This is a genomic window from Gammaproteobacteria bacterium (assembly GCA_019748175.1).
Lineage (GTDB): Bacteria > Pseudomonadota > Gammaproteobacteria > JAIEPX01 > JAIEPX01 > JAIEPX01.
Genome location: JAIEPX010000004.1, coordinates 107,554 through 130,659, shown reverse-complemented (window position 1 = coordinate 130,659; position 23,106 = coordinate 107,554). Strand labels below are relative to the sequence as shown.

General features: G+C 37.9%; 17 protein-coding genes. 7 read left to right on the top strand and 10 right to left on the bottom strand.

The features are described from left to right. On the top strand, positions 1-955 hold a 955-nt coding region (locus K2X50_02585), incomplete at its 5' end, for a hypothetical protein (GenBank protein MBX9586123.1). A 47-nt stretch (positions 956-1,002) separates the two neighbouring features. On the opposite strand, the gene K2X50_02580 is transcribed toward K2X50_02585, so the two are convergent. From K2X50_02580 to K2X50_02565, 4 genes are read right to left on the bottom strand one after another with little or no spacing between them, the layout of a single operon-like run. Further along, entirely contained in the window at positions 1,003-2,388 is a 1,386-nt protein-coding gene (locus K2X50_02580; GenBank protein MBX9586122.1) for an APC family permease, read from the bottom strand. Further along, positions 2,366-4,270 carry a hypothetical protein gene (locus tag K2X50_02575; protein MBX9586121.1) on the bottom strand — a complete coding sequence of 635 codons (1,905 nt, stop codon included), beginning with the start codon at positions 4,268-4,270 and terminating at the stop codon, positions 2,366-2,368. Before K2X50_02575 ends, K2X50_02580 begins: the two co-directional genes overlap by 23 nt. 12 nt (positions 4,271-4,282) lie before the next feature. Beyond that, positions 4,283-4,699 carry a hypothetical protein gene (locus tag K2X50_02570; GenBank protein MBX9586120.1) on the bottom strand — a complete coding sequence of 139 codons (417 nt, stop codon included), beginning with the start codon at positions 4,697-4,699 and terminating at the stop codon, positions 4,283-4,285. A gap of 24 nt (positions 4,700-4,723) precedes the next feature. Beyond that, entirely contained in the window at positions 4,724-5,389 is a 666-nt protein-coding gene (locus tag K2X50_02565) for a GntR family transcriptional regulator (protein MBX9586119.1), read from the bottom strand. Positions 5,390-5,751: 362 nt separating this feature from the next. Between K2X50_02565 and K2X50_02560 the strand changes: the two genes are divergently transcribed. The 5 genes from K2X50_02560 to K2X50_02540 all read left to right on the top strand — a co-directional run bounded on the left by K2X50_02560 (position 5,752) and on the right by K2X50_02540 (position 13,195). Next, positions 5,752-6,273 carry a hypothetical protein gene (locus K2X50_02560; protein MBX9586118.1) on the top strand — a complete coding sequence of 174 codons (522 nt, stop codon included), beginning with the start codon at positions 5,752-5,754 and terminating at the stop codon, positions 6,271-6,273. A gap of 130 nt (positions 6,274-6,403) precedes the next feature. Beyond that, positions 6,404-8,068, top strand: a complete 1,665-nt coding sequence (locus K2X50_02555; protein ID MBX9586117.1) for a hypothetical protein — start codon at positions 6,404-6,406, stop codon at positions 8,066-8,068. A gap of 31 nt (positions 8,069-8,099) precedes the next feature. Then, the gene (locus K2X50_02550) at positions 8,100-11,879 is read left to right on the top strand and encodes a hypothetical protein (protein MBX9586116.1); all 3,780 of its coding nucleotides are present in this window, start codon (positions 8,100-8,102) and stop codon (positions 11,877-11,879) included. Positions 11,880-12,034: 155 nt separating this feature from the next. Further along, complete coding sequence (locus K2X50_02545) at positions 12,035-12,562, top strand: peroxiredoxin (GenBank protein ID MBX9586115.1); 528 nt, start codon at positions 12,035-12,037, stop codon at positions 12,560-12,562. Between the two features lie 111 nt (positions 12,563-12,673). Then, positions 12,674-13,195, top strand: a complete 522-nt coding sequence (locus K2X50_02540) for a 2'-5' RNA ligase family protein (GenBank protein ID MBX9586114.1) — start codon at positions 12,674-12,676, stop codon at positions 13,193-13,195. Positions 13,196-13,610: 415 nt separating this feature from the next. Here K2X50_02540 and K2X50_02535 read toward each other — a convergent pair whose 3' ends face one another. The 3 genes from K2X50_02535 to K2X50_02525 form a co-directional block, all read right to left on the bottom strand. Continuing rightward, the gene (locus K2X50_02535) at positions 13,611-16,199 is read right to left on the bottom strand and encodes a tetratricopeptide repeat protein (protein ID MBX9586113.1); all 2,589 of its coding nucleotides are present in this window, start codon (positions 16,197-16,199) and stop codon (positions 13,611-13,613) included. Positions 16,200-16,296: 97 nt separating this feature from the next. Next, positions 16,297-17,502, bottom strand: coding sequence for a hypothetical protein (locus tag K2X50_02530; protein ID MBX9586112.1), 1,206 nt, complete (start codon positions 17,500-17,502; stop codon positions 16,297-16,299). A 221-nt stretch (positions 17,503-17,723) separates the two neighbouring features. Continuing rightward, positions 17,724-18,284 carry an XRE family transcriptional regulator gene (locus K2X50_02525; GenBank protein ID MBX9586111.1) on the bottom strand — a complete coding sequence of 187 codons (561 nt, stop codon included), beginning with the start codon at positions 18,282-18,284 and terminating at the stop codon, positions 17,724-17,726. A 136-nt stretch (positions 18,285-18,420) separates the two neighbouring features. On the opposite strand from K2X50_02525, the gene K2X50_02520 reads away from it, so the two are divergent. Beyond that, positions 18,421-19,059, top strand: coding sequence for an alanyl-tRNA editing protein (locus K2X50_02520; protein ID MBX9586110.1), 639 nt, complete (start codon positions 18,421-18,423; stop codon positions 19,057-19,059). 83 nt (positions 19,060-19,142) lie between these two features. Here K2X50_02520 and K2X50_02515 read toward each other — a convergent pair whose 3' ends face one another. The 3 genes from K2X50_02515 to K2X50_02505 form a co-directional block, all read right to left on the bottom strand. Further along, positions 19,143-19,442 (bottom strand): GIY-YIG nuclease family protein, encoded by a 300-nt coding sequence (locus tag K2X50_02515; protein ID MBX9586109.1) that lies wholly within the window; start codon positions 19,440-19,442, stop codon positions 19,143-19,145. Positions 19,443-19,862: 420 nt separating this feature from the next. Beyond that, the gene (locus K2X50_02510) at positions 19,863-21,248 is read right to left on the bottom strand and encodes an ATP-binding protein (protein MBX9586108.1); all 1,386 of its coding nucleotides are present in this window, start codon (positions 21,246-21,248) and stop codon (positions 19,863-19,865) included. 298 nt (positions 21,249-21,546) lie between these two features. Continuing rightward, positions 21,547-23,097, bottom strand: coding sequence for a hypothetical protein (locus tag K2X50_02505; protein ID MBX9586107.1), 1,551 nt, complete (start codon positions 23,095-23,097; stop codon positions 21,547-21,549). Between the last annotated feature and the right edge of the window lie 9 nt (positions 23,098-23,106).

Sequence of the window (23,106 nt, the reverse complement as noted above, 5' to 3'; positions counted from 1 at the left end):
GAATGACCTAAAGTCTATTAAGGATTGGCATGAGCGAATTGATAATAAGGCCCTGCTTCTGTATGAACTTAGCCCATCGTTGCCAGAGGATCTTGTGGGTATTATTTTTGAATCGGCAGTTATTAGGAAGAAATTGGATACAGCAAGAACGTTGTTGGATAGGGCTGGCCTCAGTGATTTAACTAAAGATGATTTATTGCATCGGTCGATTAGGAATTCATTTGTCATACCAGATTGTTGGGCACTGTTAATGTTGAAAAAGAATTTCCGCGTCACGGCTGCTAATCTAGAAAAAGCCGCTAGTTACTGTAAAATGGATGTTCTTTTAAAGATGCTTGAGGTTATTCAAAAAGAGAAATATTCAACCGCGGAGTATCAAAAAAGTTTCTTCTGTGTGGTTAGCTACTGTTTTCATTTTCAGGAAAGTAAAAAAATGAAGGTCATAAAAAAATTAATTGACATTGTTGGGTCTTCGATGATAAGAAATTACGCCCTGATTTATTTGTCAAACTGCTTAACAAAAACAAAAAGTTACAAAGATCATTCTGAAGATTTTCCCAATATAAACCGATATATTGAAGAGAATAAAATAAGTGAAAACGTTAGCTATTTCTACATAGAAAATTACCGTGATTCCATTGAGGCCCATAAAATAATGCTACAGGAACTCAACGAATATTTTATTAACGTTAATAGTCCATCTAGGAAGCAAATCATCAATGAAACCTATCATAAAATGATGAAATTAATTGGAGGCATGATTAAGGCAGATCAGCTCTATACTGGTCACGTATGGCGTGCTAATATTAGTGAGTCAAATCGAGTGCTTTATCGTTGGTTACAAGAGCTCGATCAAACTCTGATAAATATTGATGATGGTAAGCATTTCTTGGGCGGTATTTATTCGTGTACTGATGAATACGCCCCTCCATTTTATATTTCTCACTCCTACTAAAAGTATCCTTTCGACTATTACTGATTTATGCTCTAGAAATAATTAAATTAACTAACGGCAGTCTTTCTAACTTTAAGAGAAAGAAATATGATGGGTAGTAAAATAGAAATGATCAATCCCGTAGTCATTATTAAGTGAAATATAAAAACTTCGTGACCTCCGAGGTTTTTAGGGGGTATGAATCCTATTCCTAATGATAAGACGGAAGTTAGTATGCCAAGTCCCATAATTGTCCATATCCCCATTTTTCCACCCGGTATCAGAAATCCAGTTGATTCAGTTGGCAAATAGCGTAAGCGGATCGCAGAGATGAATAGTGTGACGTAATAAATTAGTGTAATTTGAGAAGCCAGATCTAATAGCAACCAAAAGGTATTGCTAATCTCAGAAAACAGCAGAAAAATACCCGTTGCTAGTGTAAAAACGATCGCTTCAAAAATTAACACCCCAACAGGTGCTTCTGCTTTGTTGGTAATTTGTAAAAAGCGCGCGACCTTATTATGTTGAGCGGCAACAGCAATTCCTCTAGTCGAGCCAAGCATCCAAGCGGCTAGACTGCCCATGTTGCCTAGAAAGACTAAAAATAAAATTGGAACAATAAAAGCTGATATACCTGATTGATTAAAAAATAACACGAGTGCATCAAGTAGGCCGGTCAAGACGCTTAATTGATTTTTTGGAATGATCATGGCGATTGCCAATGCAGAAAAAAGTAATAATGTTAATGTTATGATGCTGGATCTTAATAAGCTTAAAGGATAATCTCGAGAAGGATTAACTACATTTCCCGCATGCACGCTTGTCAATTCTATGCCAAACATTGTGATAACTATGGAAATTAAATAGCCAAGATTATCAAGATGAAGAAGATTAGGAATGATAGGTGTTGTATGCGTTGAAACGGCCAGTGTTTTATGGGTTATTAACCAATAACCTCCGCAGCTAATGATAAATATCATGGGAATAATAATTCCGAGCACACTACACCAGGTGCTCACTTTAGTTGAAATACGAACTCCGGCGCAATTTAAGGCGGTGAAACTCCAGAATAATACTAGGCTAAATCCCATTACAAATATTTTATTTTGAGCCAGAAGTGGATTAAAAAGATACGCGAAATTGGCGGCTATCAATGAGAAAATTGAAGGATACCAAAGTAAATTGGCTATCCAAAAAAGGGTGACAGTAAAAAATCCCACTTTGGGACCAAATGCTTTCTCACACCATATATACGCGCCACCGGTTTGAGGATGAGTGGTTGCCAGCTCTGCTGTCATCAAAACGCAAGGCAAATAAAAGAATAAGAAGGCTAATAAAAATAAAAAAGGGAGAGATAGGCCATACAACGCATTGGCTGGCAATATTTGCATATTACCCACAATAGCAATTTGAAGTAAGGCCAAAGCGCCTTTATTTAGAAATCGAGATTCCATGTTTATCCATTCCAGCAAAATGATCTTGAGGAGAGTATCGAGGAGGATGTGAGCTGCTATCTGATGAGTCATCTCCCCGCCCTTTACTTGCAAGCTCCTCAAGAAGCTTAAATCCTAGTGAATCATCTTCAGAGCTCATAATCGCACGTCGAGTTGATTGAGTGAATTCAACAACCTTTTGTGATGGGACACCGAAATCCGAGGGCTCAGAAGATTCATCTTGTGAATACTGATGGTTTCCAGTTGATATTGTATCTTTTTTAATCTCTTGCTGTTTTTTGGGTGAGGTAGGGGATTGCTGCAATGTGGAATTATCATCAATCTTAGTGGTTTCAATTTCTCGCTGAAAAAATTCTACGAGATTTGTGAAGAGCCCTCTTCCCTTCCAAGTAACCCAAAGATTGCTCAGTCCATCAGCAACTTGACTTAGAGCTGGTGCGATAAAAGCTGAGATAGCTCCAATGAAACTAAACTGAATGATAAAGCTAGTAGACAGTTTAACGCCGAATAAATAAGTGGCCGCATTTGAAATAACTGATCCAAACGTTACTAAAAGGAATTGACCTAATGTAGCGTAGGTACTTTGTATTAACACTATTAATGCATGGCCCAGTGAGAATGAATTCAGTACGCTAGTCAATTTTGCCACAACAACAAGCATTAACCGAGCAATATCAATGGAGTATGCAGATAAAGCCCCAAAAATAAGGGGGAAAATAATGGACCATGCGGTAATTGTGATCGATAAACTAAGGCATAATCCGATGGTACCCATTAATAGACTGATGATAAATGTCGTAGGTTGCCCGAATACAGAGATTTGCAACATTCGACCATAACGAAACGCCATTTTCACGCTTTTTAATGGCGAAGTGATCGCTCGTCCGATGATAGCGGTGCTTCTAAAAACAAAATAAGCAAATACTATAGAGTTGATTCCAATTACCATCAAAAATTTGTATAAGTAGTACAGCCCGTTTGTTGTCTTGCTCGGTTTGGAGCTTCCAATAAATTTATGATATTTAGTATCCAAAAATTTGAGAAACATCCACGCAAAAGCGTGAGCGCTAAATCGTTTGGCGACTAAGGGAAAAAATTCGCTAAAGAGTTTATTGCAATTAAGAAAAATTTTGGGCAGTAAGGTTAGTAACTTAATAGGAAGTATGAGTGGGATTTTTACACATAGTAAAATCCATTGTAAAATTTGTTTATCGGTTGAAATCACTGAAGGAGAGTCCCATCCACCGATCATATTTTTTAGAAGTTGTGATGGCCAGATAGTATAGAATGTTTCTATTTCTTTATCATTAAAATAGGTTGAGTGATATTCATATTCGGAATTATAGTGTATTTCAGTTTTAACTTTGCGTGATGGAAGTCCAAAAAAGATGATAATACGATCTAGGGTTTCGCTGTGCTCGATTTCTTTTCTTACGGATTCATGAATGAGATCAATATTAGATGCTGGATATGATTCAAGAGAATCTAGAGTCAGCTCTATCTCTGAAGGTAGTCTCTCAGTACGATGATTAGATCTGGTAGGAGTAGTAGACTTTAAGTGCTCACTAAATTGAGAGCTTGGCGCCCATTCTTCAGAGTCCGTAATAATGGTATCTAGAACTGGAACAATTTCGTCTGTATTGACGTCATAGCCATCAGCTTCATAACTCTCATCAAAAGCCGCAGTAAAATACCAGCTTATACCACCAAGTTTCTCGAAATTACGTTTGTAATTAGTATGTGACTGAATATACAAAGCGTTAGTGAGGTCTCGAGGTATTAGGTGTAATAACCATTCAATGCTATCAAGGCTTGATGGGTCTTCCGCAACACGCATTAAAGTCTTTTTTAATTTTTCAGTCGATTCGCTACGAAAATTCATTGTTCAGTACCATTATTGATCTATTTTCGGAAACAGTGCCACTAATCCAAGTTTATTGGATTGTTGATTATTTTTTTTCCATAAGCAGGTCATGCGTGCATAGTTATCCAAATCTGCTGAAACTAAACAGGCTAATTCACCCTGTTGACCTTTCAAGTGAAGGACATATCCTTCGCCAGGTGAAGCATGCTTAAATTGCCCATCCCATCTTCGTATCATTTTAGCGTTCACTTTTTCAATCGCACTAAACGTTTTATTCTTCAATGCTTTAATTTCAATTTGGCTTGAATATGTGCGTTCGGAATCGGGCAGGCGCCCAATAACAGTGTATTGTCCAGGAATAATATTTTTAAGAGAGCAATCATCGCATTCTTTTGCTTGCGCAGTGACAATATATAAACTCAGTAATAGAATGATAATTCGTTTCATTGTGAATGGATCCTTATAAAAAATTCAAGAGAGTGTGCTCCACGCTTTGCATGATAAGGCTGACTTTTGTTCTTGCTGATTATGAAGGGCAATGATTTCAGCAATTTTTTCGCTATTTCTTTTTTCAATCGCTTTGAAAATTATCTCGTAGTTTTTCCAGTGTTTCATCAGATCTGTTTTTCGTTCCGATATTGAAGGGTACTGAATTCTATACACGCTCGGAATGAGATCTTCAATTAACTCTTCTAGTAAGTTATTTTTTGCGATAGAAAAGCTCGCTCGAATAAACTCAATGGTTTCTTTAAAATAGGGGAGATGTTTACCTTTTTCTGCATTATGTTTCATCGAGAGTAAAATATCTCTTAAAGGTTCAAGAGTTGAATCTTTCCATCGTGCTGCAACTTCTTGACCGAGTAATGTATAGAGGATACTGATGACATCATACAATTCGGTTATCTCAGAAGCTGTAATTTTTTTTACAATCGCACCTCTTCGAGGTAATAACGTAATGAGTCGTTGTTTTTGTAAAATTAACAAGGCCTCGCGTACAGGCCCGCGACTGATACCAAGTTCTTCTGCGATTTTTTCTTCCATGATGCGACTGCCGGGAGCGAAATCACCCTGAATGATTTTATCAGCAATCCATTTGCTGGCTTGAACACTTAAATTATCATGAAGTTGAATTTTCACTAGCCGATCTCTAAAGTCATTAAGACATCCTGAATAATGTGAAGCCAGTGTATCATCACGCAGTAGATTGTAAATAGTTAACAATAGGTAACAACAATAATAAGTTATTTTCAATTAGGTCAATGGGTTATGGTGAGATGGCATGGGCTTGAGTACGAAAGAGGAGGGCTATCGTATTAATATTGCTGATTGTTGACAATCGACAATATTAAAGATAGGCTTGAGTCTGATCTGTCTGGTAGGAAAAGAAAGATCTTGTTGTACTGGTATCCAGATTGATCATTTGAGCTTTGTTAAAACGAACAAAACTTTTCTATCGTAGACTTAAAATACAGTGAAAAGTTTAAAAACGGAGATAATTAATGAAAAAGAAAGTTTTTTTATTCTTGCTAGCATCAACTATAGCATCGTCGGCAGCATATGCACGCGAAGAATTTTATGCGGAAATAGACGGAGGCTATGATAAAAGCCTCGCTAAGGGTCCTTCTGATTATGCCAATATGCGCTTAGGTGTTGGAACACATTTATTCAAGTCAGAAAAGTCCAAAAACTATTTCGGAGTTGAAGGGCATTTAGGCACAAATTTGACAGGTTCAGTGTGGGGGCGTCACAACACCCCATTCTCTGTCGATTCGTTTAATTATTACACGGCAGATATTGCAGGGTTGATTGGATATGAAACTAATAATCATACCGATATCGCGCTGAAATTAGGGATTCGATGTGACGCCTATGATCACGAAGTAGGTACGCATGCGATGATTGTCCCTCAAATTGGTATTGGTCTGGGTATTCCTGTGGCTGACCAATTAAAACTCACAACGGAAGTTAACTATCGTTTTGTTGGTACTTCCGCTAATGTAGGTCTACGTTATACTTTCTAAATCAATATGGGGTCGAGTGTTGAATCCTCGATCCCTTCTTAGCAGTTGCAATTTAGATGGGTTATCAAGATAATACAATTCAAATACTCCTTTAACAGCAAATCAATCTCCAAGGGAATGTTCGAGAAAGATGAAGAAAACGCTAGGCCGTTACATTGTTGCGACACCAGAGACGATAAAATCTCTTATCGAACAAGGTGTGTTCCCAACAGAATTAGAAGCCTATGTATCACCAAGAGCCATTAGATTATTTAATATTCATACCGATCCATCAATCGAGAGTCATACGGTTAAAGAGCAAACATTTTTAGTGGAGGTTGTTCTCGAGTTAGATGTAAATGATCCTCTAACAGAGATACATGAGCAGTCTCAGTATAGCTGCGTGAGTAAAATAGAGCCTAAACATGTTAAATGTATCTATACATTTTCAGAAAAAGGGAAGAGGCTGTTAGTCAATAAATTAGGTAAAAGTTGTAATATTCCTCTCATTATTGATGCTTCAAAGTTTGCAATGCACACTGCTCGTACAGTCACTGAAGCTGCAGGATGTACTAACGGAGCAGTAAAACGTGAAACGCCAGATCAAAAAGAAGCAGATGAGAGTATGGCTGTTGGTAGTTATGCTGGTATTTTAAAAAGACTAAAGCCTGAGCCAGGTATAGTAAAAGAAGAAGAGGCAATATCTACACAGCCTGATATAAGGTATGCTGATAATTTATCCAGATTGTCGAGTACTGAAGAGCATAAAGCATTTCTGAAATATGCTTTTGATAAGGCAAAAAAAACAATATTGCTAACAAGTTATGCACTCAGTAGTGAATGTTTTGAGCTTTTAGATGTTTATAGTCTCATCATTCAAGCACGAAAACGTGGGGTCGCAATTTATATTTATTATTCAGATCAAAAAGCAATAGAAGAAGAGGTGTTCGAATTTCTTAAGCACTATGGTGTTAAAGTGGATCAAATGTTTACTCATAGTAAGATTCTTATTGTTGATGAGATAATTACTACTATAGGATCATTTAATTGGTTATCGGGTGTTACAAAAGCCTACCCAAATGCTTGTGATGGAACAGTCGTACTGCAATCTCATCAGGCTTGTGGTGAATTAAAAGATGATCTATGGAATCATATTAAACGTTATAGACATTTTCAATTTGAAAATACAACGATGATCAATAGATTTAACGAGGACGATTATAATTTTTCTGCTATAGAATATCCAGTAAACTCTAGTTCAAATTTAATTTATTTTCCCACACTTGATCAGCAGAGAGGTTATTTAATTGATTCGCTTGAAGCTGCCCAAGAAAGTATCGTTATCTGTTCACCGTTCATATCGACTCGAGGCGAGTTCATAAATGATTTTGATCAGAAGACTTTGACAACGCTGTCAGGTCGAGGAGTGCAGGTTATTTTTGTGTGTGATGCTAATAATAAGAATATTGAGGATTTTATCAACTTTATCAATACTCTTGAGTCACCCTATATTCATGTGGTGTTAACTACGAATTTCCACCTCAAAACAATCATCGTAGATGAAAAAGAAATTTCGGAGGGCTCCTTTAATTGGCTATCGGCTGTTCGAGATGAAGAAAGTGGCTATCATAATCATGAAGCTGTCGTGGTTGTAACCGGTGAAAAAGCTTTACCCCTTATTGGGCACTTTCACAGTTCGCCGGTGGGCCAAGCAATTGCAACTTATTTTGATCAATTATCGAGTGAAGACGAGCAGCTTGATGATGAAGCAGAGGAGCATGAAGAGGAGAGTAGTTCAATTTACTACTCATATTAATTCTAAATCTATTCATTAAGGAATCTAAAAAATGCTGTCATTGGAAGAATTATTTTTTGAGCATGAGTATGCTCCTCATAAAGCAGCTACTGTTGAAGCAAAGAACGAACAAGAGGTAGTAATTTTAGGTCATTTGCGCAGCAAGAAACTACTAGAGGCCTTCCAATTATTAGCGCTAGTGACTGAAAGTGATCGTTTGTATGAGTTGGCCCATGAAGCATTAGAAATTTCAGAATCTTTACGTGATGCAGAAATGATAAAGCAACTTGCTGAGTTACAATTCTCTAAGCGCAATAAAAGAGATTTTTATGTTTTAGCAGTGAGTGCGCTGCTCAGATTAAATCCTGATTCTGCAGTATCATTCGTACTATTCACAAAATTGCCTGAAGATGAAGCCGATTGTGGTTGGAAATTACTCGAAAGACACTATAGAAAACAGAATGACTTGAAGAAACTTGAGGTTATATACGACCATTTAACGCAGGATAGTAATAAAATATCATTAGCTGAATATTTTCTCGAATCTCATGAGATGGTCAAGAATTGGCAATCATGGATAATGTGGTTTGGAAAATATTCTAGCTTGAAAAGAGCTAGTTCGATTATTTATTTTAGAGGCAAAGCTGTTGAACTGCTTACAACTCAAGCTGATGTTAAGGTTGTATTTGATGTGCTCAGCCGAGCATTGCTAGAGAATGCTAAGCAAGATTTTCTCCAACATCTGTATTTTTATTGGATTAAGAGCCAAGAATTTTTACGTTGTGAGAAAATAGAACAGCATTTACCTCAAGAACTCTCTTGGTTGATGCAAGTAAGAGAACTTGTGACGGCAGGAAAGAACTTTGGCGTACTGACAAAGATTTCGTATACCGAACAAGTCTGGATCATTCCCATTGCTGTCACTCAATTGATTAGAACTACGGATGCGCAAGTGCCACTCATACCAGTGTTAGTATCTACAGCGAATCTGATCCCGGCATGTCGAGATCAAATATTAGAGACTGCTTCTCAGCAGTATATAGAATTGGAACGTTTTGATGATGTTATTTGCCTGTTATCACATTTGAGCCAGCATTACGTAGAAAAAACAATCGGATCTATGGTCTTAACGGGAAAATTGACTGAAGCTCAACAAGCTAAGGTTATAGTCAAAGTTAATTTTGATGGTTTTATGTGGGACAGAATCAAAGCATCATTTTCACCATTGTTGATCGAAAATGAGCAACGTCGTCGTACAGAAGAATCATATCAACAATTTCGGAAAGAATATCTTGCTCAGAAAAATGTGGGTAAAAAAGATAAAAGAAAATTTAATGAAATTTGTAGTAAATTATACACTTTGATCCGACATAAGCTTAATGATCAAGCATTAGAACTATGTACTGTATTGGCGCCTTCTGATAAGCGAGATGGCTATGTTGAAAGTTTGATACAGGCTAACGTATCAGTAGAACCTGTAAACTTCGATAATTGTATTAAGGCCGCCCATCTCTACCGTGATAAGACAGTTGGGGCTTCATGGAAGAATTTTTTCGGAGCAGTTCGTCGAGGCAATAACCGAGAAATAATACAACTCGCCTTAAAATGTCCATTTAAAGAGTTTGCAAGCTCTTTTGTTTGTAATGCAGTGCTTCAGATATTAGATGTAAAGGACTGTAGTGAGCCTATCGACTTTCTTCGAAATTCAGGGTTTTTAGCTTCAAAATGGGATACACATCAAATCAAAGAAAAAATTGTGGAGGGTTTGTTTAAGCTATTTGGAGATGATACCACAAAACTAATAAATAGAATAAAAAGCTGGAAAAAGAGCGGTATTACAGGACTGGAGATTTTTATTTGTTCAGTTTTTTTAGAGAAGAATCAACTGGGGAATGCAGTAAAACTACTAAATTCTTGTCTTACAGAGTCGGTTGATGAAAAATTCGAGAAAGACCCGTGTTTTAGTCAGGTTAAAAGTTATTTAGGTTCAACTAAGCCAGCCAAAGAAATGTTTGCTACCGTAAACATGCTAGTCAATAAACCAGCGCGTCAATGTCTTTTAAGAGTAATATGTAAGGCAACTAGTCAATTAGAGCCTGAAAAAGCCCTCGATATTATACGAGCATGTCCTGATAAAGACTTGAAGTGCGAGTTTTGCGAGTCCTTATTAGAATCATTTCTAGTTTCTTCAGAATATGAGTTAGCAAATAACACAATGGCATGTTTACCTTCTGAGTCTCAACAATATTGGCGGCCTATTATACTTGGTATTAGTAAGGCTCAGTTTAGAGTTGTATTAAGCCATTGGTGCAGAACAGGTCGATTTGTTCGAGGCTTAGTTGATGTGGTCGTCAATAATTGGCTCAGAGATTTAAAGCACAACGATGTGTTAGTAGAATTTTCTAGGTTTTATCAAATACAAGAGGATTTATCTCGGAATAGACCCTTAGTTGGGGATGCCGATTTGGATGATTCGATTAAACGCTACCGTGCTAAAGATAATTGTAATCGAGTTTTAAACTTAATATCACTGCACTGGTGTAGTGTATGTCTTGAATCAAATCAATCTACTATTACTGAGGTTATTGCAGGACTAAGAGTTATATTGCCTTGGTATGTCATTGCTGGTCAATGTTATGAATTGCTGGATAAAGCCAAAAAAAGAGTTTTCGAGTTAGCGAAAAGCTTTAGTGATATTGAAAATTTTTTTCTTTTGCTAATCGAACATGGGAGGCTTGAAGGAAAAGATATTTTTGCCATAGAGAGTCAATGGTTAAGCTCGGAGTCTTTTGGGGAAATAGGAAGTCTTATTCATTTTGTAAAAAATAATAAGATAGAAAATCTTGGCGTCGGTTCAAGGTATTATAACTTAGAAAATTGGGAAAGAGCTGTTCGTGAACGATTTCTCAAAGAACATATCGACAGAAAAATGTTTCAAGAAGTAGCGCGTTTTTTACCCGATGATATGTCTTTTTCAGAGCGACGTTTATTGATGGATTGTATCGAGCAACATCTTCAAGCTTTAGCCCTTCCTAGAGTGCAATGTCTTATCGATAAACTAAAGATCAATCTAACTGAAGATGATGCTCTTCGATTAGTGAATTACTTGCTGAATGCAAATTATATCGTAGAAGGTCAAGAATTGTTTCAGCGACATGTTAAAACTCCCACACAAGTTCATGCTTTGGGCAAAAAAGTAGTGGAGTGTTACTGGAAAAAACTAACGGTTTTATTAAATCCAGACGGTGCTATTACTGTAAAGTTTATTTGTGATTCTTATACTAAAATCGCTCAGTTAAAATTAGCTCTCAAAGAGGGTAATAACAATGAGGCTATACGCTTGCAGACAGAGATTGTTCAAGACATGCGACGCCTACCTGAAATTGGTTTTAACGCATATTGCAAAAGACAATATCCCAATGCAAATTTTAAATTTCTTTATTTTCCCATGGTGCCTTCAACAGAGGCTAGAGCTCCCCGAGTTCGCTTACAAGAATTATTAAGAGGTAGTGGATTAGCAGATTTACAGAGAGATAATCCTGATATGTTTGATTTTCTACTCAATATACAACCCGCCACGAATCCAAGACAGGTGTGGCTCGAAACTCTTTTTCCGATGAGTAACGTTATCAAACATGATAGTAATATCACGCTCGACAAAGTGTCGTTTGATTTTTTAACTGATCTTGCGAATGGTGTAACGCTCATTTTGCTTAAATTATCAAATCCCTTATTACCCGTTCTAGAGCTTGAGCGATATAAACCCTCCGCATTTATTGATATGGATCAATTAACGAATGAATTAGGTCATCAATCGGACCTTACTCAGTAGTGTTTATCCAAGAGAGGGGAGGCCAGGTGAGGGGCTTACGATTGTTATGGCTTTTGGCTTACGTGGGTGGTAGATGCGATCCTACCCTTCCAATATACAAATAACCATGTTAACCTACCGGCCTTGTTGAAGAACACATGGAAGGATTCACGGATATGATAACAGTACCTGCTTATAATTTGAGCTCTACGCTTAATTATGATGTTAACCTGATAGACTTTCTGGGAACGAATATCGTTGTCTATTTTTACCCTAAAGATAATACTCCGGGTTGTATCAATGAAGCTGAAAATTTTCGAGATAGTTTCTCGGAATTCACTCGATTGAACTGCACAGTATTTGGGGTGTCACGAGATTCAGTAGAATCACACCACAATTTTAAGAAAATGCTCGATCTGCCTTTTGAGCTAATCTCTGATAGAAACGAAAGGCTATGTAAACACTTTCGTGTTATTCAGGAGAAGCATTGGTTCGACATTCCCTATGACAGCATTGTTAGAAGCACCTTTCTGATCAACACTCGAGGTGAAGTTGTCAAAGAATGGCGTGATCTGAAAGTAGAGGGTCACGTTGCGAATGTCCTCAACGAACTCCGAAAGATCGATAAAAATGATGACAATAATGAAGTTGGCCGAGTGCTTCGGACCGCATCAATCATTAATCGAGTTAATGCGGTCCTGTAAAGGAGCCAAGTCTACGATTGCTACATTCTTTACTTGAAGAAATAAGATTGCTAGTTTAACGTTAATAGATCATAGCAGTCGTAGACTTGAAATCTCTTTTGGAGGCTTTTTATGTTGTTCACTATCTGGCTTTCACCTGCGCAACCTTCTTTATTGTCTCTTCAGGGGCAGATAAATCACTGGGCGAATCTCTATGAAGCTCCCGTATTTATGCCGCACATGACTGTTTTTGTGGGGAGCAGTGACAATGTAGACAACCTGAAAGAAGTATTCACTAAAACGGTAACAAATTTTACACCACTACAAGCCTCTGCCAGTGGAATTGAACATTCCGATAATTATTTTAAGACGCTCTATATTCAATTTGAAAATAATGAGCTATTAAAAAAACTCAATAAACAATTACACTCTTTAGACAACAAGAGTGACTATGCATTTAACCCTCACTTAAGTTTGCTCTACAAACAATTAGATAAAAAAACTAAACAACAACTCGCCAAAGAAATATGGCCAACAATAGAGCCGAAAACAATTTCCTTTGATAAAATTCAGCTATTGTCAGTCACTGATGATGAAACTAAAGAAGCAGTTGAAAAATGGAAAATAATTGAGTCGTATTCTCTTATGCGATAATTCAGATTTTTTTCAATAGATGTTAAGCAGATCACAGCAAGTTCTTGTACCTTCAAATTCGTAGTCAAATTGTAAAATGCTCAATTTGTACTAAACTATAAGTAAGGGATCGTATCTTGTTCTTTAAGCTTAAGGATTTGCGGAAGGTAAAGAACCAACTTATATAAGGCGGGTAATAATATGCGTAAATTAATTTTGCTTGGGCTTAGCGTGTTCATGATTGTATTAGTCACTGGATGTTCGGCTGGTATAGGCACTTATGATACCGGTGTTCGCGGCGGCGTTTCCGTAGGATATTAAGAGAAAGGGCGTTGCGTCTTGAGTTGTGAGAGGTTTTGCTATTTTACAGAGTTTAAATAGGGGACACACTACCAAAATGATGTGTATCTGATAAGTTCTGATACTTTGTGTCCTTTTATAGAAAAGATAAAGCTTTGCGATACCCACTTACACAGCTTGAGCTATCCATTTCCTCTAAAATACCTAAGTTTTTTAATTGGCTCAAATCACAATGCTGTTGCGCGGGATTTTTATGAACTAATCCCTCACTGCGAAATCGATCAGGTGAAAAGGCTATAATTCGAGTTGCCATGAATAATTGGTAGCGATCGTCATTGTTTCCACGGATACGATACCCTTTCTGCAAAAAAGCAGTTTGTAGATTATGCAGAAATGCCTCGCGATCATCGGGTTTTGGGTTTTGAGTAGCAATGGCTGAACATTTGCAGCTCGGGCAACAGGTTTTTGTAGATTGCATTTCAGAAACAATGCCAAGAATATTGCAACCTCGTACTAGATCCTGATTGGATGCTTTTTCAAATGCAACAATTAATTTATGTGGTTTTACATGATCTAATTCAAAATAAAACACCTGCTCACTATGTTCGTGTAATCCTCTATCATAAGTTACGGTTGGATAGTCAACTTTTTTCTTAAAATCTAAACACGCCTTCGCTGACTCAATATCAGGTTTAAAACAAATCGAAAGGCCATGATTAATTTTTTTCACTACCGCTTGCTGTGCAAGACCGTAAGTAGTGTCAAATTTATGAGCAGAGTTTTCAAGTGCTAAGATAGGTTCACCCATATCAAATTTAATTGATATTATTTTCTTCTCGCCTTGAATGTTTTCATAGCACAAAGTTAAGACATGATCCGTCATATTAGCGTTTTCAGGAGCTTTTTGACGTTTGCGGGCATTAAAATCTCTTGCAAACATATCGTAGGGGAATGGAATCGAATAATCACCTATTTGTATTCGCATAGGGTCTTTGCGATACAAACTTTCAAGCTGCTGAATACGAGCAAATAATTGTCTCGGTATTTTCTCTTGATGCTCACGAATTAAGCTAATTAATGTCATCACTTTAAGTGGGTGATACTGATCCTTCAATGCACATAGTTGCTCAGTGTTATGTTTATCATTAAAAATATCCTCCAAGACACTCACTAGCGGATAGCATGCATTGAAATGATCTTCTGCCAACTTATTATCGTTGCGTAGTTGAAATACTAAGCCCTGAAATAAGTTTTGTTTGAACAAGACTCTTGCCAAATGAAAGCGTGCAACATTCATAAAATCACGCCGACGTATAGTTTGTATTTCAGGCTCATTGACATGTATTACCTGCCCGAAAAAGCATAGATGATCTGGAGTTCCTAACTGAGCTAGCATCTCCTGAGCAGATTGAAGCAACGGATCAACATTATATTTTTTAACCGAGACTAAGTTCCCAGCTCGTTGCAATTGACATTCAATTGCGATTAACTTGTGTTGATAGAAATTTGCCACAAGGGCGTCAAAGAAAGTATAACTTTCTGCTATGACATGCGGTAACCTGCCCGCTTCAAACATATACATACCGCGAAATTGCAAGAATTCCGGCGAGCTTAATATTACAGCAAACGAATGTGGAAAAAGAGCGGGGTTCTGCAGACGTTTCGTATGTTCTTCCCATAAGCGGTTCAGTTTCGAGTTGTCTGAAGTGGCGGGCTTGTTTTCTTCACGTACGACCTTTGATGATTTTAACTTTGGCGGTTGTGCTTCGTTTACGCCTATGGCTGATTCAAGAGCACGTTGCTCTTGATCAAAAATAGCTGGCCAATCAACGGGCTCACGATGCCAATCTACGATAGATTTTAATTTTTCAGCTATTTGATCTGCAGCTTGCTGCTGTTCGTGATGTTCATCTTGTAAAATAGCATCTGTATCAACCCATTCGCCGTCAAAATGTTTTAATGCTAATCGCAACTTACGTATATCTCTCTGTAAGGTGCTAAGTTCTTGCAAGTGTTCTGCGTTATCGAGCATTTGTTTTAGGATTTCTAATGTGCTTAGTGGACGCTCCAGTTTTGCATCCAGCTTAACCTGATTAAACAGAACACGCATTTTATTATAATATGCATCTACCCATGAAGCATTTTTCTCACCTAGTGAATTGGGTAAATTCATAACTTGGTCACATGTTTCCGCGGCTCTTTGATATAGAGCATATGCACCTGCAAGGTCAGTGTTTTTAACCTCATGAGCTTTGCCATTGTATGCTGCACTTAGGTTTTGATAGATTTGCCATTTTTCTAAGTTATCGATTGAAATAACCGCAATGTTATGTTCTTTCTCATAGGCTCTTTTTGCATCTTCGTCGCTGGCACATGCCTTTAATGCTCTTTCGTAGAATAAAATCGCTTCATCATAATTATTTTGAAAATAGCTTATATATCCGATATTAAATAAACAAATTGGATTGGGGTGCGTACTATTCTTAGCGGAAGTTATGAACAGTTGTTTAGCTAGATCATAATTCCCAAATTTGAGTTGTATTACGCCGCACTCAAAATTAAAGCGTGGATGGTGAGGATTATAATTCAAGATAGATTGGCAAAAGCTTAATGCGCTTGTGAAATCTCCAGCGCTGAGCATCTGCTGTAGTAATTCAATATAGCGTTGTTCTAATTCTTTTTCTGTTGGTTCCTGCTCTTGATCATTATATGGTGGACGTTTCATAAAATTTTCCTTCTATGACTAGTGATGTTTACTTATATTTGACGCTTATATGTTACTGGTCATTCGATATGGTAGAGGGCACAGGGGTTAGCGATAATTACATCCTGAGCTCACCCTCACCATCATTATGTTCTAGAGGCTGGTTGTCTGCTTGCTGAGCTATTAATTGCTGTAGCTTTTCTGGGTGAAGAAATCCAAATAATGTCGGCACTTTGTGATCCAGGTAAAATTTGTTTAAGAACTGCTCAATAAATCGAGAGAACCCACGATCTGGTCTTAAAGTCGACTCTGTTAAGATTCTCGAAATTGAAGCAGCTAGTCTTCCGCCATCTGTTTGCTGGGCTTCTACGATATTTAGAAATCTATTTTCAGCAAGTGGCCATACGTCAGCTGTTACAGGATGAGTATCAAAATAATTTCGATCACCTAAAATTCCACGCAATCTATCTTGGTCATGTGTTCTCAACGTTCCTAATAGCAACACAGCTGCATTTGAGAGTGTATCACGATTAACACAGCCAATTGGCACACCCTGAAAAGAAATCATCAGCGATACTTCTGGCTTGTAGGTATAGCGATTAATGTCACGATAGTGTGTAATTTGCAAAACTTGTCCGAAATGTGGATTAGTAACATTTACGATATTCGGAGAAGTCAGTAGTAAGAAAATATTATTTTGAATATTGGGTGAAAAATCTTGTCTGCCATGAAAATACCTTGCAACATCATTCCCTGCGCCCGGTGAGTCATAACAAACCGCATAATGTTGATTACCAAATTCAACCGATGAAACGCCAGCACAATAGCTTGATATATATCCTCCTAAAGAGAAACCTGCATGGATGATACGTGCTGGCGCTCCACCAAATTTGCGAGTGAATTCTTCGATGGCACGTCTGGTAAATTGTCTGGCTTGCTCAAATAATGGGGTTGGAGTACTTTGCAAAGCCATAAGCAAAGCAGCAGTAAGATTGCCATTTTCATTAAATTGAAGACCGCGATGAGAAATGATTAATTGCCCAATATTCCTATTGAAAAAAGCACAGCCGCCGTACCCTGTATCCGCATCATATGCGAGAGGGAAGATATCATCTGGCTGAGTTGATCTTCGAAATGCTTGCCAGCCACTGTCAGTTAACTTTCTGATGATATCATTAGTGATTTTTCTTTCTTTCCCATCTAGAATATCAACATTCAAATCAAGTTCGCGGGTCATATAATGTATACAATTTAAAAAGGTTAGATCAGTAATGCCGAGCTGTCTGCGAGATTCTTCAATATTAGCTTCTTGTTGCTGTTGCATCATCAATACTCCATTAAAGACTATTCAGCATTGTATGTTCTCATATAACATTATGTCAACTAATGACGACTCTTTTTCGGCTACTTCATTATCGAATAACTTTTTGATCATCCTTTCTATTTGAAATTAAAAAATAAACTAAACTAATCTAATCTAAATAAATCACTAGAATTAATAAAACTTTCATAGCTCAATATACGACCCCTTTGCGGCCTTATTTGTTATAGCGTATAATGAATAATATTATGAAAACGAGCTGTTGAATTAGTGTTATTCTTATAGCCATGAGTTTTATGTGCATCGAAGCGAAGACCGTCGCCTTCACGCAATACTTTCCAGGTTCGGTTCAACAAGACTTGCATGGTTCCCTCTACAACAATCACATGTTCTATAACACCGGGTTTATGAGGGGATGACAGTAATTCAGCATGAGGTTGTAATTCGATTACAAAGATTTCGCATCGCAGCTGCTCATCAAATGGGAAGAGCGGCGTGATGCGAATTTTTTTATCAGCGGGTTCGAGAGGCTGAATTTTATCAGAACGCCGTATGGGATAATTTGTTTTTTTCGACAGATCGTCAATGAACGGTGAGAAAGATGTTTGAAAGCCACTCGCAATTTTCCAAAGCGTCGCAATAGTAGGGCTGGATTCTTCCCGCTCGATTTGACCCAGCATGGCTTTGCTGACGCCTGTTTCTTGAGCGGTTTTATCTAAACTCCAGCCGTGTTCACGGCGTAAAGCCTTTAAAGTCATCGCGATGCGCTTATTTATGCTCTTCAATTGATCCACCTTAAAAAAAGCTTGTGCGTTTTAGCGCACAGTGGTACTGTCTTGATTATGCGCTATAACGCACGAAATGTGAAGTCTTATTTTCAGAGTACGGCGGTATAGTTATTTCGATACGAGGTGCAACAATATGACAAAAAAAATATTTTGGGAAGATCCTTACCAGACAGAATTAGTCACAACTGTGCGAACGATTGCTGGTAATCAAATTAGTGTCGCAGAGACCATTTTCTATGCATTTTCAGGCGGGCAAGAAAGTGACCACGGTACCATTGGTGGTTATGCTGTGCTAGAAGCCAAAAAAGTGGGCAAAGAAATTTTTTATAGAATCTCCGAAAATCACAGTTTAAAAGTGCGCGATGCGGTGACGATTCAGATTGACTGGCCTCGTCGCTATAAGTTAATGCGCCTGCATTTCGCTGCTGAAATAGTCCTTGAATTAGTTTGTCAGCAATTCCCCGATGTTGTAAAAGTAGGCGCGCATATCGCCGAAGAAAAATCGCGCATCGATTTTGAGTGGAGCGAAAATATGACCCCTTTCATTGCTAAATTACAACAAGAGGCGCAATTAATCATCGATGCTAACCAAGAAATAATAAGCGCATTCAGCGACGAAGCCAATGAAATGAGATATTGGAAAATCAAGGAATTTTCCGAAGTGCCGTGTGGAGGAACACATATTAAGCGCACTGGTGAAATGGGAGCTATTCGATTAAAACGAGTGAACCCAGGTAAAGGTCGTGAGCGAATTGAGATATATGTTTCATAATGTGGTTAGATTATATACAAAGAACAGAGATCTAGTGATGTTTACATCAACATAGTGTCTGTCGTAGGTTCGGGCTTAGATTTTCACCTGACTATTTCCACCCGCGGATCAGGCGAGAGGCTTTCTGGATTAGCAATGTACTTTTCTTTTTCAGCGCGCGGCAACTTTTTAATCATTCTTTCTATTTTCATTGAGAATGATTTATCACCATTGATTTTCCAGCATTGAGCAATCTTCAGAGGTTTGAAGCTGCGTGTGTATTTACATCTGCCAGTTCCGTCAAGGTGCGATTGATAGCGTTTGTTGATATCGTTTGTGTAACCTGTGTAGTAGGTGTCGTTTTCGCAATGTAAAATATATACCCAGTAGCATTGACCGGTCATTCACTTTCTCCCTGTATTGAAAGGATACATATATAAGCGAGTATCCTCTCATTTCATACTCATTTGCAAGTAGACGGTATGCGTTTTAAACCCGTCGAATTCGAAGAGTTTAGAATATTGACCAGGTTCCTTTCCTGGGGTATTTTTACGTAAGCATTTTTATCAGCAGAAATGGAATCGCTACTGGAATGAAAAATATCATAAATATGATGCCTATAAAAAAATCGATATCAAGTACCGATGCTAAAGAGCATAGCAGTATTAATTTGTAGTACTTGATTCCGCTAATTTTTAAAAAATATCCGCTGTAATATGGCTGCTCATTATTATGGCCTTGCCCAGACTTATGTATTGCATAAGAAGATTGAGGATTCGAAAAATATCAATAAAGAACTAATATAATATGGGTTCATACATTACCTATGCCTTCAATATTTTATAAGCCAGCTTTGCCAAGTACCACGGCAAGGGGTATGAGGTTAAGTGATTGATTTTGAGGGTTTCACGCTGTTTAGCAAGGATGATGCCATTGGGATATTTTTGTACTTGTTTTAGGTCTTTTGCGCGAAGTTGTTGAGTCCACTTTACTTCGATTGGCCAGAATTTGTTGTCTTTAATATAAGCGATATCAACTTCGCCTTCGGCTTTGATATAGTAGGTTGGATACCAGCGACGTATTTGGCTGGTGACACAAGCTTCGACGAGGTAGGAAACAATTATTGGGTCTTGAATGGCTGGAATTATTTGTTGTTTAAAAGGATTTGCGGTTGGTGTTAACCACGCTCGGATCGCGTGAAAAATAAAGGGGTCAGTAAAAATTAATTTTTTTGCTTTTTTAGGTGCTGGCAGAAGTTTGTCTTCTATAAGAGCTTGTTGAATGTAAATAGCATCCATAGACATGAGTAAATGAGCGTATGCAGCAACAGTGGAGTGATGTTCTATCGCGAAATCTTTTGCGAGCGCTGCCCAAGAAACTTGACTATTGAGTCTATTTCTCATGGCAGTAAAAAATTCGCGACAATATTGATCACTTTTTCCACGTTTGATGATGTCACCACGGATCCAATCGGAATAAACATCCAGAAGGGCTTTGTCGATGTGCTCAGATTCAGCATAATTATTTATTGCTGTTAAATATCCACCGTGGATGAGATAATTATTGAAGGCTTTATATATTTTTTCCATTACAATTTCGTTGGGCGTATCGGTATTTAAAACTTCATCAAGATTTTCGACGACTTTTGTTAAATCTAGGACTTCATAAAAAGAAAGTGGGTAGAGTTGATAATCAACTTGATCTGATCGGCCCCGCCTGCCTGGAAATCTCATTCTGGCTTCTTGAATAATGACGGTATCAGAGCCAGTGAGAATCAGCATGACATTTTCGAGTAGTCCCGCATCCGCGAGAAATTTAATACCCATGTCCCAATTAATGATGTAAGTCACTTCATCTATGATGATGTATTTTATTTGATCGGAGGGCATTTTGCTCAGGTAATCCTGAAGTTGTTGAATCAATGAGAGATGATCAACAATGACTTCACCAGTGAAGTATGCAATTGATTTAGGATTTATCCCCTCTACCAGCAATTTATGCATCCATTGCTTAGCAAGAGTCGTTTTACCTATTTGTCGTCCACCTGTGATTGTATAGATGCCGGGAGTATTTTTGGGTAATTCATCTAATAGTTTGGGTTGGTATGCATAGATCTGTTTTTCAAGCATCCGCCAATGTGGATCTCGCTGCTCGAAGGCTTTGAGACCGTCTAAATGACTATTGTGTACTAAGAATTGAGGATTATTCATGTTGATAGATTAGCACTCAAACTAAATTTAGTCAATGGCATTATCCAAATTTGGAAAATATGATTATCTAAATTTGGATAATGCCATTGACTAAATTCTGAAAAACGGCTGTGTTGCTTTTCCTGTAAGGGTTTCAGGATGTTAGAGTTGGAGGAAATAAGGTGGTGCATAGGTTGAATTGAATGGCTAGGATTCGCAGAAATGACTGATGTCATTCCTGCGAAGGCAGCTAGGAAGAGGCGGGGAAAGACAAAAACAAAAGGGCTTAAAAGCCGGGTTAGGCCATAGGCTACATAGATTAGATAGAAATTGTGGGAGTTAGATACCTTAAGTTTTCTTCGCAGAACTGTTGGATGAGGTTTTTGAAACGATTTCGATCGCGATTGGGTGTGGAATCAGCAGTTTCGATGTAGTGAAGGATTTCTTTGAGGTGAGGTTCGGAGAATTGGCCGTGGTAGATTTTTGTCATCACGAAATCGGCGAGTTCGGCATTGGGTCGTTCGTTGTAGCAAGAGAGGACGGAAAATTTGAGTTGTTGGATCAGAAAGGAATGCCAGATAGCTTGACTGATATTATTGTTGTGGACGAGGCGTTCCAGGTTTTTGAGGTTGGCAGTTGTGAGTTCGTAAATTGGATAGTGCCCTAGGCTTGTGAGGGAATATTCTTTGCTTTCATTGGGTGTGGGTGATTGTAAAATGCCTTCGAGCATAGAACAAAGTGGTGTCGTCAAAATCTCTGTCATCAATGGCGTGGCTTTTGTAAGAAAAGATTTCGCGATGTGTTGTTGAACAGATTCATGTATGAGTGTGGAGATTTTTTTTGCTTTGGCGCGAGCTTCTCTTTGGTAATACACATCAGAGATACAACCTGTTGTGGAACAACTTATATACGGGCTCCTTGGAAGTTTGAAATAGATACTGTTGGGTATCACCTCAACCACAACACGGTTGTCATCAAATTGCTTTACGGTAAATAGTAGTCTACCAGTGGGACAAAACTCTTCATTTTCCACTGTTATCAAATCTGCTGGAGCATATTCTTGCACTACAAGTAGATTGCTTATGCGTTTAATGAGGTAGTCAAATCCTGCAATGAATTTTTGATCCGTTAATAGAGCTTCAGGAATCTCATTATGATTTTTATGTTTGATTGCAGATAATAAAGCAATCAAGTGAATACCTCTGACAACGAGGACGCCATCACCACCACTCGCATCAGTAGGTTTGATGACATAAAATTTTTCAAGATTAATATTCAACGTTGCAGGGTTATGATTTCCAAGGTCGATAATAAAATCTTGAGGTAATGCTTTTGTTGAAACTTGTTTTTGGAATTGAGATAACCAAAATTTATCACCCTTGCATGCAATAAAACTATCAGAGGCTTGTAATATAATGGATGGATTATTTTCTGGTTTTCCCCGTAGCCTTTCTATAGTTTCTTGATCAGAATATTCGTGTTTTGCAAATCTACATGACTCTAATTTAACGACATTAAGAGCAATTGTAGAGGCATTCCATGAAGAAAATTCGAATGCGCTGTAGTGTTTATTGGGGCCTAGGCTTGGACCTAAAATATCGTCGTCTACCATATTGGATCGCTTCAGGCCTCGACGTTCTGTGAGTGTTTGGGGCATGGCAGAAACATATACGCGAGGACAATCATAGGATTGCAAATCATTATCAACATATTGATAAATTAAGTCGCGAAGAGAAAATTTGTTATCGCTGTAATCGCCGTAAAATTCAGAATAAAAGCCATCGCCGATTTCTAACAGAGTGAGTTCGCCATGATGCCAACGAAAATCCGCGCAATATACACCATATTTGATCAGTCTATCTTTTTTCATAATAAGCTC

Bases quoted from the DNA above. Each gene is read 5' to 3' on its own strand.
- K2X50_02550 (MBX9586116.1), top strand. From the start codon at position 8,100: ATGCTGTCATTGGAAGAATTATTTTTTGAGCATGAGTATGCTCCTCAT.
- K2X50_02530 (MBX9586112.1), bottom strand. From the start codon at position 17,502: ATGCAACAGCAACAAGAAGCTAATATTGAAGAATCTCGCAGACAGCTC.
- K2X50_02570 (MBX9586120.1), bottom strand. From the start codon at position 4,699: ATGAAACGAATTATCATTCTATTACTGAGTTTATATATTGTCACTGCG.
- K2X50_02575 (MBX9586121.1), bottom strand. From the start codon at position 4,270: ATGAATTTTCGTAGCGAATCGACTGAAAAATTAAAAAAGACTTTAATG.
- K2X50_02555 (MBX9586117.1), top strand. From the start codon at position 6,404: ATGAAGAAAACGCTAGGCCGTTACATTGTTGCGACACCAGAGACGATA.
- K2X50_02580 (MBX9586122.1), bottom strand. From the start codon at position 2,388: ATGGAATCTCGATTTCTAAATAAAGGCGCTTTGGCCTTACTTCAAATT.
- K2X50_02535 (MBX9586113.1), bottom strand. From the start codon at position 16,199: ATGAAACGTCCACCATATAATGATCAAGAGCAGGAACCAACAGAAAAA.
- K2X50_02510 (MBX9586108.1), bottom strand. From the start codon at position 21,248: ATGAATAATCCTCAATTCTTAGTACACAATAGTCATTTAGACGGTCTC.
- K2X50_02540 (MBX9586114.1), top strand. From the start codon at position 12,674: ATGTTGTTCACTATCTGGCTTTCACCTGCGCAACCTTCTTTATTGTCT.
- K2X50_02545 (MBX9586115.1), top strand. From the start codon at position 12,035: ATGATAACAGTACCTGCTTATAATTTGAGCTCTACGCTTAATTATGAT.
- K2X50_02520 (MBX9586110.1), top strand. From the start codon at position 18,421: ATGACAAAAAAAATATTTTGGGAAGATCCTTACCAGACAGAATTAGTC.
- K2X50_02505 (MBX9586107.1), bottom strand. From the start codon at position 23,097: ATGAAAAAAGATAGACTGATCAAATATGGTGTATATTGCGCGGATTTT.
- K2X50_02515 (MBX9586109.1), bottom strand. From the start codon at position 19,442: ATGACCGGTCAATGCTACTGGGTATATATTTTACATTGCGAAAACGAC.
- K2X50_02560 (MBX9586118.1), top strand. From the start codon at position 5,752: ATGAAAAAGAAAGTTTTTTTATTCTTGCTAGCATCAACTATAGCATCG.